Genomic DNA, 11,853 nt, shown 5'->3' with positions numbered 1-11,853 from the left:
CACAGCCAACAGCGGGGTCAGGTCTGACATTTGGACACGAGCTCTTCCGTAGACCTTTCAAACAGTCATCCGTAAATAGACGTACTGTTAAGCTCGTGTCCAAATGTCAGACCTGACCCCGGCTATTTGACCCCGGCTATTCGACCCCGGCTATTTCAGCTATTCGCAATAATCTTTAGGCATGTGCTCGACGAAACTGTTATCAAGCTATTCCGGCCACATACTTTGATAAAACTCAATTGGAGCGCGGGCGGGCGGCGATTTAATCGAGGCTGGCGTTAGAAAAATCAGTCGATAGCCGATCGTTGGGTACTGAATTGATCGCACAATGATCGCCACCCAAGTCAAGCGCGGGAGTTTCTCATGACCACTATCCCTTTTACAGCGAAATCGGCAGCGGAAGAATTACAAGATAAGCTAGACCTTTGGCATTGGAACGGCGTCTGGTGGGAGCGGACACACTGGCTAGTGGGCATTCTTGGCATCGTGTTCTCGGCGCTTAGCGCTGCAACCAACGTCACCGGTGATCTCGCGCCCGTTTTCGCGGTCGCTGCAACAATTTGCCTTGGCACCATCACGTTCGCCAATCCGCAGGTCAGGTCAGGCCGGTTTTTCCGGTCGTACCGCATGATGGATACGGCGTTGCGTGCGTACCGGAACACGTTACTGCCGCTTGATGAATTGTTGAAGGTGCACACTCGCGCAGAAGAGCTTCTTAATGAAAAAGACGTTGCTTAGAACAACGCTTAGCAGGTGTCATCGACGCCCGTTTAACGTGCTAAAGTTGGTTATCACATCAGATAACCAGCGCCATGCCACATATTGCTGTCAACGTCAATAACGTGCGGATCGCGACGATCAACCTGGCGTCAATGCGCGTCATGGACGTATCCGTGCACGGCGCGCTCGACCGGGCGTCGAAAGCCGTCGTCGATGCGATGGGTGGTAATTACGACGAAGGCGGCTGCGGCCATCTGACCTGGCTGATGGACCATCCCCTGCAGCCGGAAGACATCGTGCGCGTCCACCTGAACCACGATGACGCGATGGGCGATGCAGGCAAGACGTTCGAGGACCTGTTCCCTGACGAGCCGCCATCGACCCAAACCGATTTTTCGATCACCGACACCATGGCCGCTGCAATTCGCGCCAGGCCACGCCTCCACGCGGCATTCGAGGTGCAGGCATCGACATCAGACGGGCAACAGGCGACTGCCACCAGCGACGAACGCAATACCGACTTCAGGTTCAGCGTGTTATGGGATCACTTCCGACCGGACCAGGCCCGCATCCACCTTGCAACCTACTGCCTCGATCATGTGCTGGCCCGCATGGCGGGAACGACGCATCTCCAAACGACGATCCGCGCTGGCGAGAGTGCGACGTTCTCGCTCGTGGCATGACAGGCACTGCGCCGTTATTCAGCCCGCGCCCAACCCATTTTCGATCGAATGAACGCGGTCAGCAGATCCGCGTTGGCCTGATGCTGCCTGACGCGCGGGTGCTGGCCATAGCCGGTGAACGGGAAGAACAGCGTATCGATGCGCGCGTCGCCTGATGCGCGCAGGTTCGCCACCGCCGACGTGACGTAGCCCGGCCACACGGAGCCGACGCGGGTCGCGTCCATGCTCCCCAGCGCGCAGACGATATAGGCGTTCGGATACAGCGCGCGCACGCGGGCAACGAACGCCTGGTACGCCGCGACGCGCTGCGCATCCGTCGGTTCCGGCTGCAGCTTGTGGTCGCGCCCGATCAGCCAACTGTCGTTCTGCATCAGGTTGATGACGACCACGTCGGGCGTCCAGCGCTTGAAGTCCCAGCGGCTGTCGTTGTCGCCGACGGCACTCATCTGGTCATAAAAATCCGGCATCGTGAACGGGAACCAGCTGATCATCACGCCGATGCCGCTTTGCGACGTGATGTGCGCTTCGGCACCGAGCTGGCGCGCCGCGATCGACGCATAGGATTGGTAGTTGTTCTTGTCCTTGCCCAGGTCGTCCCGCCCGTCGTCAGGCGCTTCATTGCCCATGCCGCTCGTGATCGAATCGCCAAAGAATTCGATCCTGCGCTTGGGCCGTGGGGGCGGCAGCGCCAGCGTCGCCTTGTCATCGAGCTCGATGCCCTTGAAGACGGTCGCGCCCTCCTCGCCCTCAGTGCGTTTGGTGAGCAGAAAACGGTGCGCGCCCGGTGCCAGGCCATTGGCAACCAGGTAGGTCTTGCTGCCCTTCTCCAGCTGCAGGATGACCGGCCGCGCGGTGTCGCCATCGACGAACACATTGAAGTAATTCTTGCCGTTCTGGTCGTCCAGCACGATCGCCAGCGAGGTCCCCGTGAAGTTGGCAGCAATCGACGTGCCGGGCCAGCTCAGGACCGGCGCCTTCGCATCGGCCATGTCGATGCGGCCCGTGTAGGCCAGATGCGGATGGTCCGCCGCAATCTGGTTGGCAGCGCCAGCTGGTCCCAAGTGCAGCAAGGCGGCCAGGGCGAATGAATACGCGAGATTTTTCATGGAGGTCAGTACGAAAAAAGCCGGGTACGCGCTCGCACCCGGCTGTTGGTAAGCGCCGTAGTGATTACAGCTTGATGGTCACCGGCTTGCCGTCATAGACCACGGTCTTGTCGGCCGCGTCCAGGTTCTCCGCCGTCGACACGCCCGGCTTGATGACGCGTACCTTGAACTCGCGCTTCATCGGCATGCCCTTGTACTGGCCGGCGCGCTCGCCGATCTGCACGACGCCGGTCTTGTCGTCGTAGGCGATGCGGATGCGGCTGGCTTCACCACGCTCGTAGGCATTGGTCACGCCGTCATCCTCGTACAGCGTGGCTTCGCCATTGGCGCCTGCATACACGAACAGCGTGACCGGCGCATCCGGCTTTTCATCCACGTACTGCGTCACCGGGCCCGCCGTAATGACCGAGCCGGCCTTGACGAACAGCGGCATACGCTCGCGCGGCGCCTGCACGGTGCGCGTGGCGCCGCCCTTGAAGCGCTCGCCCGTATGGAAGTCATACCAGTCCGCGCCCGCCGGCAGGTACACCTGGCGCGACGTGGCTTTGTACGCGTACACCGGCGCCACCAGGAACGATGGACCGAACATGTACTGGTCCTTGATGTTCTTGACCTTCTCGTCGTACGGGAAGTCCATCACCAGGCCACGCATCATCGTGCCCGAACCGTAGTGCGTGTCGGCCGCCATCGTGTAAATGTACGGCATCAGGCGATAGCGCAGCTTCAGGTACCACACCATATTGTCGCGCATGGTGTCGTCGCCATTGGCGATATTGTAGATCTCGCGCTTGACCACTTCACCGTGCGAGCGGAACAGCGGCGTGAAGGCGCCGAACTGGAACCAGCGCTGGTTCAGCTCACGCCATTCCTTCATGTCTTCGGGATTGGCTTCGGCGCGCGAGGTGACGCGGTTTTCCTGGGCCGAGCCCACGTCGCCCGTCTGGTAGCGCACTTCCTGCGCGTAGCCGCCGATATCGTGGGTCCAGTTCGGGATGCCCGACATCGACATGTTCGTGCCCGATGCGATCTGGTCGAACAGGTTGTTCCAGCGGCCGACCGTGTCGCCGCTCCACACGGCCACCGAATTGCGCTGGATGCCGGCAAAGCCCGAACGCGACAGGATGAACTGGCGCTTGTCCGGCTGGTCGCGCGCCAGGCCATCGGCCATCGCGCCCGTGCTCACCAGGCTGTACGGATTGAACGTGATTTCGCCGGCGCCATACACGGTCGGGCCAATCAGTTCCTTGAAGTCTTCCAGGCGGCTGTTGGACAGCACGTCAGGCTCGGTATTGTCCATCCACCAGGCGTCAAAGCCCAGGTCGACCAGCTTGGTCTTGAGCTGGCGGTAGTAGATGTCGCGCGCTTCCTTGGTATACGGATCGTAGTGGCTGTTCAGGTAACCCTTGCCGACCCAGTCACGCGAGCCATTCTCGACGTTCTTGGTCCACATATAGCCCTTGGACTCGAGCTCCTTGTAGTTGTCGGTATTGGCGTAGAACTTGCCCCACACGGACAGCATGATGCGCGCGTTCTGCTTGTGCACCGCGTCGACCATGCCCTTCGGGTTCGGGAAGCGCTTCTTGTCGAAATCGTGCGAACCCCAGCCGTCCTCGGGCCAGTAGAACCAGTCCTGCACGATGTTATCGAGCGGCCAGCCGCGCTTGCGGTATTCGGTGACCGTGTCGAGCAGCTGCTGCTGCGTCTCATAGCGCTGGCGCGATTGCCAGAAGCCGTACGACCACTTCGGCATCATCGGCTGCTGGCCGGTCAGGTGGCGGTAGCCGGCAATCGCACGGTCCATGTTCTCGCCGCTGATGACGTAGTAGTTGATCGCTTCGGCGATCTCGGACGACAGCGTCAGCGAATGGCGCTCCGGCGCCGGCAGCGGATTGTTGTGGGTGATCGCGACCATGCCGCCCGACGGCTTCCACTCCAGGTGCAGCTTGACCGGCTTGTTCCTGGCGAACTTGACTTCGAAGTTGTGGTACCACGGGTTCCAGCCCATGCGCCACACGTCCATGACCTGCTTACCGTCGACCGTCAGCGTCGCATAGTCCGACGAATACAGCTGCATCTTGTGCACGCCTGGCTTGTCGCTGCTCATCGTGCCTTCCCAGACCACGCGCACGTCCTTCAGGTCCTTGTGCGGGCCGAGTTCTTTCGGCCAGTTCTCGTCGAGGTCCTTCAGGTACTGATAATCGATGTCTTTCTCTTGCCGCGTGAGCGCCAGCTTGCCACCGATGTAGTAGCGGGCCGTCAGGCCTTCGCTCTTGCCATCGGCGCCGCGCAGCACCAGGTCGCGCGACATCAGATCGTACGGCGTCTGGTCGCCGAAGCGCGAGATCGAATTGTTGTCCCACAGGACACCATAGCCCTTGTCGGACACGACGAACGGCACCGCGGCGATCATATTGTGCTGCTGGAGCAGCACGTCTTCGCCGTTGTAGTTCATCTGGTTGTTCTGGTGCTGGCCCAGGCCGTAATACGCATCCTTCGTACCGTGGTTGAAGCCCTGCTTGATCGCCAGGAACGGCTTGCCGCCCACGTTTACGGGCTGCATCGATTCGGACGCCTGCGCCAGGAAGCGCTTGCCGTTCGCATCGAAGAAGGCGACCTGGCCATCCTTGAGCGACACGGTGGCGGCGATCTTGCCGGCCTTGAGCTGGACTGAGTCCTTGCCGGGCGTGACGGTGAAGGCGCAGCTGCTCGCGCACGGCTTGGCGACCGTCATCAGAGACGGCGTGAGCGTCTTGTCGGCCTGGTCGAGCTTGACCACCTGGACGATGTTGTCGCTCATGAGGTTCAGCCGCACCACCTTGGCGCCGCTGTCGGGCTTGACTTCGATACCGGTCGCGGTCTGTTGGAAGGTGCCGGCATCGGCCCCCGTTGCCGCCAGCATCAGAACTGCGGCCGCCACTTGTGTCATACGCATTTGTCGATCTCCTGTTGTGTACTTGTTATGCTTAGTACTTGTTATGCTTACTCGGTGTAGGTGCCCAGCCGGACCTTGAGGACGGTCGGCGTGGCCGGCAAATTCAAACCGTAGTCGGTCTGGTCGCCATTCCAGTTGCGCTCCATGACCCATTTGCCATTCGCGTCGAAGCGCCCTTCTTCCACGCGCGCCAGCATCGACGGCTTGCCGTCGTTGGCGCCGCTGCCGGAGAGTTTCACGCGCGCCTGCTGGCCGACGATGACGAATTCGTTGTCGCCGATCTGTGCGAACGCGACGCCGCCGCCTGGCTGCTCGGTGCCCGACTGGTACTCGTTCTTGTCCTTCAGGTACTGGCGCTCGCCGAACTGGAATTCGCGGAACGACACGTTCGCCGTCCACCCCTTCATGGCCACCGTCTGTGCGGCGCGGTCGTCGCCCTCGGCCACGCCGTAGGTACGGCCTTCGAACGCCCAGCGCGCCCACTGGCGCGTCATCGGTGCGAACACGCCATATACCTTGGCGAATGGCTCGACCATCCGCTTGTCGGTGTGCTTGGCGCCCAGCGGGTAGTTGCTGTAATCCGCGTAATCCAGGCCGAACGGGGCCACGCCGATTGCGCCCATGCCCAGCGCCTGGTACACATAGCGCGCGTAGCCGGGCGCATTGCCCATCTCCGGGATCATCAATGCGTTGTCGGGCCGCTGGAACGACTTGAGGATCGCCGTGACCTTTTTCGATTCGGGCATGTAGATGTCGGGCGCGGCGAAGTCGATGTGGGGCGCCGCCACCTTGTAGATATCGAGCACGTCGTAGGTTGGCCCGCCGCTGGCAAAGCCCCCGCCGTCCTTCCACAGCGCCGCAGGTTTGCCGTCCAGCGCCGGTTCGCGCAGCGCGTTATTGACGAACATCGGCAAGTCGTAGACCGCGCGGCCGGCCTTGGCGATCGACTCGATGTAGCTGGCGATCGCCCACGAATGGAAGTACTGGGCGGCGTAGTCGCCATAGACCTGAGTCCAGGTCCCGCTCGTGACACCCTGGACCTTCGGCGTCTGGCGCGCCACGACAGCGGCCGGCACGGGCTGCGCGAACGCGGCCTGCGCGCGCGCGCCGTAGTCGCGCTCCACGCCGTACGTGCCGACTTCGTTCTCGACCTGCACCAGGATGACGGTGCGGTGCGCGCTGTCGATCTTCTTGATGTGCTCCATCATGCGCACGAATGCGCGGCGATCCAGCGCCAGCGTCTCTTCGGCGAACGGCGAATGGCTGTAGACGGTCTTGCCGTCCTTGTCCTTCATGCGCGGAAAGCGCGCGTTGTCGAACTTGACCCATTCCGGCAGGTAGCCTGGTCCGGTATTTTTCCAGGTGCCGAACCAGACGATCACGAGGCGGATCTTGTTGTCGCGCGCCTGTTTCACCAGCGTGTCGAGGAAACTGAAGTCGAAGCTGCCCTCCTTCGGTTCGATCTGTTCCCACGCGATTGGCATCTCGAGCGTGTTGGCGCCTGCATCCTTCAGCGCGGCCCAGACCTTCGGCAAGGCCGCCGGGTAGTTGCTGGAGTTGTGGGCCTGGCCGGCCAGCATCGTAAACGGCGCGCCGTCGACGATCAGCGCGTGGCGGCCGTCCTTGCTCTCGAGGCGGGGCAGCTCGGGCGCAGCCAGCGCGCCATGCGCCGTCAAGGCCAGGCACAGCGGCGCGAGATGCGTCAGGCGGCGGGCGATCTGGTTCAGCTTCATGCGGGTTGTCTCCTTCGTGGTGTCGTTTTTTTATTTGAACAGCGAGGCAGACACGGTGCGGCTCTGCCCTTGTTTGAGCTCGACTTCGGTCACCCAGGCGCCGTAGCGCAGCTTGACCTTGCCGTCGTTCGACGGGGCGCGTACTGTGACGTTCTTCAGCAGTCCCTTGCGCCAGACGATGTCGACTTCGAAGCCGCCGCGTGCGCGCAAGCCCTTGACCGAGCCGGTGGCCCACGCTTTCGGCAACCCCGGCAAGACCTGGATTTCGCCTGCGTGCGATTGCACGAGCATTTCGGCCATCGCGGCGGTGGCGCCGAAATTGCCGTCGATCTGGAATGGTGGGTGCGCATCGAGCAAGTTCGGGTAGGTGCCGCCCGCATTGTTATGTTCCGAGAAGATACCGCCCTGTTCGGCGGCGCGGGCGCCCGGCGCGGCCAGCACGCCGCGCAGCATGCGGTGAGCGCGTTCGCCGTCATGCAGGCGGGCCCAGAACGCCATCTTCCACGCCATCGCCCAGCCAGTGCCGGCGTCGCCGCGCGCTTCGAGCGTGCGCTTGGCGGCCGCGGCCAGCTCCGGCGTTTTGACGGGCCCGATCTGGCGGCCCGGGAACAGCGCGAACAGGTGCGACACGTGGCGGTGCGTGTCATGGGGCGTATCGAGCACCGGGTCGTGCTTTTCGTCCAGCCACTCGAGCAGCTGGCCCCAGCTGCCGATGCGCGGGCCAGCCAGGCGGTCGCGCATGTTCGTCAGCTCGGCGCGCAGTTCGGGATCGACGTCCAGGATGCCAGCCGCTTCGACGGTATTGTTGAAGAGGTCCCAGACGATCTGCTGGTCGTAGGCGACGCCGTCTTCCACCGGGCCATGCTCGGGTGACCAGCCTTGCGGGGCCACCAGGCGTCCGTCGGGCAGCACCTTCAGGTAGTCCTGCCAGAACGCGGCGGCCTCTTTCATCATCGGATAGGCGGTCTCGCGCAGGAAGCGTTCGTCACGCGTGAACGCGTAATGCTCCCAGAAGTGCTGGGCGTACCAGGCGTTGCCCGTCTTGTTCCACAGGTAGCCCATCGCGCCGAACGGGTTCGACTCGGTACGCAGCGTCCAGCCACGTATTGGCTTGCCATCCTTGCCCTTGAATTCCTGCGCCGTCTGCTGACGCCAGACCGGCGCCAGGCCGTTCACGAAACCGAAGAACGGTTCGGCCAGCTCGGAGAGGTTGGTCACCTCGGCCGGCCAGTAATTCATCTGGACGTTGATGTTGGTGTGGTAGTCCGCATTCCATGGCGGCGCATAGCTGTTGTTCCACAGGCCCTGCAGATTGGCCGGCAGCGAGCCGCGCGAACTGGCGGTGAGAAGGTAGCGGCCATACTGGAAATACTGGGCTTCGAGTTCCGGGTCGCCGCCTTCGCGCGTATAGGCCAGGAGGCGCGCATCGGTTGGCAGCGCGCGGCGTTCGGCGAGCGTCGGGCCCAGGTCGAGCTCGACGCGCTTGAGCAGGCCGCCCAGATCGCGTTCGTGTTCGACGCGCAGCTCGTCGACAGGGCGCGCGGCGGCCGTGCTGACTTGCTGCGTCACGCGCGCCAGCGGGTGGCCGCCCTCGAAGCGGCGCGACGGATCCATCACGAAACTGGTGCCGGCGCCCAGCACCAGCGTCACCGAATTTGCATTCGCAAAGCCGATCCGCTTGCCGTCGACGGCCAGCTTGCCGCCGTCATTCTGCACCTGCACCTGGCTCGCATACGACATCACATTCGTGCTTGGCGCCTGGTCGGGCAACACAAAGCCGGCCAGCGTGCCGGCCGCGTACAGGCGGTTGCCGCTGACGGCCAGATTGGCGCCGTGGCGGTCGGTCAGCGCGACGCTGCCCGTGTAGCGGCCCGGCTTGTCGGCAGACAGGCGCAAGACGATCACCTGGGCTGGATAACTGGCCCAGGCTTCGCGCTTGTAGTTCACGCCATCGTGCGTGTAAGTGACCGTGTGCACGCCGCGTACCAGGTCGAGCGTGCGGCGGTAGTTGGTCACGCCGGTCGCATGGGCTGGCAGGTCGACCAGCACGTCACCAAACGGCTGGAATGCGCCCATCGTCTTGTCGTCGCCAGTCCAGAGCGTGATGTCGTTGAATTGCAGGTGTTCGCGGCCCGGCTGGCCGAACACCATGGCGCCGATGCGGCCATTGCCGATCGGGAGAGCTTCCTTCTCCCAGCCGGTGTCGTTGTCCTGCGCGGGCGCGTGGTAGCGCAAGACGAGGTCGGGTGCGGCCAGCGCGGCGCCGGCAAAGGTCAGGCCGAAGCCAAGGCTGGTGGCGGCAAGCGCCAGGCGCAGCGTGTGATTCAAGGTCATTGGGTAACAGGCTTTCCGTGCACGATGCCGCGTCCGGCAGTGCTCATGTAGACAACGCCGAAGCGGTTCATGTCACCGACGATGAAGTGGCCGTCGCCAGGACCGCCATACTGGTGCGCGTCATCGTTGATGCGCTGCCAGGTGGCGCCCGTGTCGAGCGAGCGGTAGATGCCGCGCACGCCCTTCACGCTGCCCCAGATGAACACCGTCGGATACGTTTTGCCCGGTGCAGCCTTGCCGAAGCCGACCGCGCCGCAATAGTCGATATCGAATACCGGCTTGAAGCTGGCGCCGCCATCGATCGAGCGCGCGAGGCCACCCTGCTTGAGCGGGGCCCACAAGTCGCCTTCACGTTCGGGCGCCGCGCGGATCAGGCGCGAGCCGCCCGAAGGCAGGCTGGCGCGCGCCGTGAACGTGGCGCCGCTGTCGCTGCTGGCCACCAGGGCCTTGTCATCATACGCGTAGAACACGTTCGCTCGCACCGGATCGGCCACGGCGCGCATCCGGTTGCCCGTCAGGCCTGCGACCGGGGTCCAGGTCGCGCCCGTGTCGCCGGAGCGGAACGAGGTCGTCGAGTCCTGCGGCGTGTGCACGAGCGTGGCGCCGTCGGCCGAGATGGCAATCTGGCCCCGCTTGCCCTGCATCGCCGGCGTCTTGTTCCAGGTGGCGCCGCCGTCGCGCGTGACCAGCATCGCGTCGCCAACCCGCACCAGGGTGCCGGGCCGGCGCGCCGCCGCGTCCAGGCCCGTGGTAGTGCCGATTTCAGGCTTGTGGATCCGGCCATGACGCGCCGGGTCGTCATGCACGAAGCCGTCGTAGTCGCCGATGGCGGACACCAGCGGCGCGCCCGGCATGCTGACCAGGCCAAGCGGCACCGTCTCTTCCAGCCCCTTGACCGTGAACGTCCAGGTGGCCGGGACGGCGTCGATATTTTCGGTGCGGAAGATGCCGTTGCCGGACGTGACCCAGACCGCGCGGGGATCGCGGGGATCGAATTCGACCGACCCGGCCCAGTGGATGGCGTGCCCTTCGAGCCATGGCACGCCGGCGGCGTCGCGCCGGAAGCCGCGCGCAATCACGTCGGTCCAGGTGGCACCGGCGTCGTTCGATACCAGGATGCGGTCGCCCTTGGCGTCGCCCTGGGGGATGAATGTGTTGATGGTCGAGACGACGAGCCGGCGCGGATTGGCCGGGTCGACGCTGATGCCGGCGAACGGGCGCGTCCAGCCGGCCGGCGTGATGTCGGTCCAGGCGCCAGTGGCGGTTTTGTAGCGCCAGACCTGGCCCCGTTGCATCGGCTCGGTACCGCTTTTGTCCGGATGCGGACCGGCGCCGTCGGCGTAGGCGATGTACAGGTTGCCCGCACCATCGAGCGCGGCGCGTTGTGGCATCAGGCCCGCCGGCCCGCCTGTCACCGGCTGGAAGCTCGCGCCGGCATCGTCGCTGCGGTACAGATTGGGACCGACGCTGCCAAAGCGCGAAACGCCGACGAACACCCGGCGCGCGTGGCCGGCCTGCACGCTGGCAGGATCGGGCAGCACGATGTTCAGGCCGACGTCGTTCGGCGTTGTCGTCACAGGCAGCGCGTCGTTTCTCTGCCAAGACTTGCCGGCGTCGTTGCTGGTGAACAGGCCGTTGCGGCGGGAGCCGAGGTACAGGCGTGTATTTGGTGACTGAGTTGATGCTTGAGTTGATGCTTGAGTTGATCCTTGCGCTGATCCCGGATCGACAGCGAGCCGTTCGCCATTCTGCCGGCCGAAGCCGTTGCCGTGGGTTTTGAACTGGGCGGTGACATCGACGACGTCGAAGGTCTTGCCGTAGTCGGTCGAGCGCAGGATGGCGGTACGGCCACCGTTCAGGTAAGCGATGCCGGCCAGCAGCCAGATATTGCCGGCGTTGTGCGGATCGACGGCGAGTGCATCGATGCCCAGGAAACCCGTCTGGTCTTCGCCAACCCAGTCGAGCAGCGGATACCAGCGACCCTCTTTTGCGCTCCAGCGATAGGCGCCGCCGACGTCGGTGCGCGCATAGGCGACTTCCGGCTCGCTGCGGCTTGGCACCACGGCCGTCACAAAACCGCCGCCGCCGATGGCGACGCTGTCCCAGACATAGGCGATGGTCGATGCAGTCGCTGCAGTCGCCGCTACGCCGGCGCCGGAGGATGGCGTCGTGGTCGCTGCAGTCGTTGCATTCGTGACGGTGGCCGTGGCCGTGGCGGCGGCCCCGACGACGATGGCCGCGACCGCGCCCACGAACACGCCAAGCTGGCGCGCGTACGTGGAAGGCATGGTGTCTCCTGATTGTTTTTATGTGTCGCGTGTGGGTGCGACTATTAGCTTGCTGCA

At 64.0% G+C, this 11,853-nt stretch carries 7 protein-coding genes; 2 read left to right on the top strand and 5 right to left on the bottom strand.

All coding sequences use genetic code 11. The features are described 5' to 3' along the window. Positions 1–363: 363 nt before the first annotated feature. Both ACZ0AJ_RS08175 and ACZ0AJ_RS08170 read left to right on the top strand, forming a co-directional pair. Complete coding sequence (locus ACZ0AJ_RS08175; protein WP_499453792.1) at positions 364–738, top strand: hypothetical protein; 375 nt, start codon at positions 364–366, stop codon at positions 736–738. Positions 739–812: 74 nt separating this feature from the next. After that, complete coding sequence (locus tag ACZ0AJ_RS08170; RefSeq protein ID WP_499453791.1) at positions 813–1,403, top strand: hypothetical protein; 591 nt, start codon at positions 813–815, stop codon at positions 1,401–1,403. A gap of 14 nt (positions 1,404–1,417) precedes the next feature. Here ACZ0AJ_RS08170 and ACZ0AJ_RS08165 read toward each other — a convergent pair whose 3' ends face one another. The 5 genes from ACZ0AJ_RS08165 to ACZ0AJ_RS08145 all read right to left on the bottom strand — a co-directional run bounded on the left by ACZ0AJ_RS08165 (position 1,418) and on the right by ACZ0AJ_RS08145 (position 11,796). Next, positions 1,418–2,509 (bottom strand): SGNH/GDSL hydrolase family protein, encoded by a 1,092-nt coding sequence (locus ACZ0AJ_RS08165; protein ID WP_499454482.1) that lies wholly within the window; start codon positions 2,507–2,509, stop codon positions 1,418–1,420. A 64-nt stretch (positions 2,510–2,573) separates the two neighbouring features. Then, positions 2,574–5,441, bottom strand: coding sequence for a glycoside hydrolase family 31 protein (locus tag ACZ0AJ_RS08160; protein ID WP_499454480.1), 2,868 nt, complete (start codon positions 5,439–5,441; stop codon positions 2,574–2,576). A 47-nt stretch (positions 5,442–5,488) separates the two neighbouring features. Next, on the bottom strand, positions 5,489–7,174 hold the full coding sequence (locus tag ACZ0AJ_RS08155; RefSeq protein ID WP_499453784.1) for a DUF5597 domain-containing protein: 1,686 nt from the start codon (positions 7,172–7,174) through the stop codon (positions 5,489–5,491). A 30-nt stretch (positions 7,175–7,204) separates the two neighbouring features. Next, positions 7,205–9,508 carry a glycoside hydrolase family 95 protein gene (locus ACZ0AJ_RS08150; protein WP_499454477.1) on the bottom strand — a complete coding sequence of 768 codons (2,304 nt, stop codon included), beginning with the start codon at positions 9,506–9,508 and terminating at the stop codon, positions 7,205–7,207. Further along, complete coding sequence (locus tag ACZ0AJ_RS08145) at positions 9,505–11,796, bottom strand: exo-alpha-sialidase (protein WP_499453780.1); 2,292 nt, start codon at positions 11,794–11,796, stop codon at positions 9,505–9,507. Before ACZ0AJ_RS08145 ends, ACZ0AJ_RS08150 begins: the two co-directional genes overlap by 4 nt. Positions 11,797–11,853 lie beyond the last annotated feature (57 nt).

Source organism: Telluria sp. AC161 (assembly GCF_979258535.1).
This window is presented reverse-complemented; position numbering and strand designations above follow the sequence as displayed.

What these genes read in the sequence shown, in the direction of transcription:
- ACZ0AJ_RS08150 (WP_499454477.1), bottom strand. Translation starts at nt 9,508, where the DNA reads ATGACCTTGAATCACACGCTGCGCCTGGCGCTTGCCGCCACCAGCCTT.
- ACZ0AJ_RS08145 (WP_499453780.1), bottom strand. Translation starts at nt 11,796, where the DNA reads ATGCCTTCCACGTACGCGCGCCAGCTTGGCGTGTTCGTGGGCGCGGTC.
- ACZ0AJ_RS08175 (WP_499453792.1), top strand. Translation starts at nt 364, where the DNA reads ATGACCACTATCCCTTTTACAGCGAAATCGGCAGCGGAAGAATTACAA.
- ACZ0AJ_RS08160 (WP_499454480.1), bottom strand. Translation starts at nt 5,441, where the DNA reads ATGCGTATGACACAAGTGGCGGCCGCAGTTCTGATGCTGGCGGCAACG.
- ACZ0AJ_RS08165 (WP_499454482.1), bottom strand. Translation starts at nt 2,509, where the DNA reads ATGAAAAATCTCGCGTATTCATTCGCCCTGGCCGCCTTGCTGCACTTG.
- ACZ0AJ_RS08170 (WP_499453791.1), top strand. Translation starts at nt 813, where the DNA reads ATGCCACATATTGCTGTCAACGTCAATAACGTGCGGATCGCGACGATC.
- ACZ0AJ_RS08155 (WP_499453784.1), bottom strand. Translation starts at nt 7,174, where the DNA reads ATGAAGCTGAACCAGATCGCCCGCCGCCTGACGCATCTCGCGCCGCTG.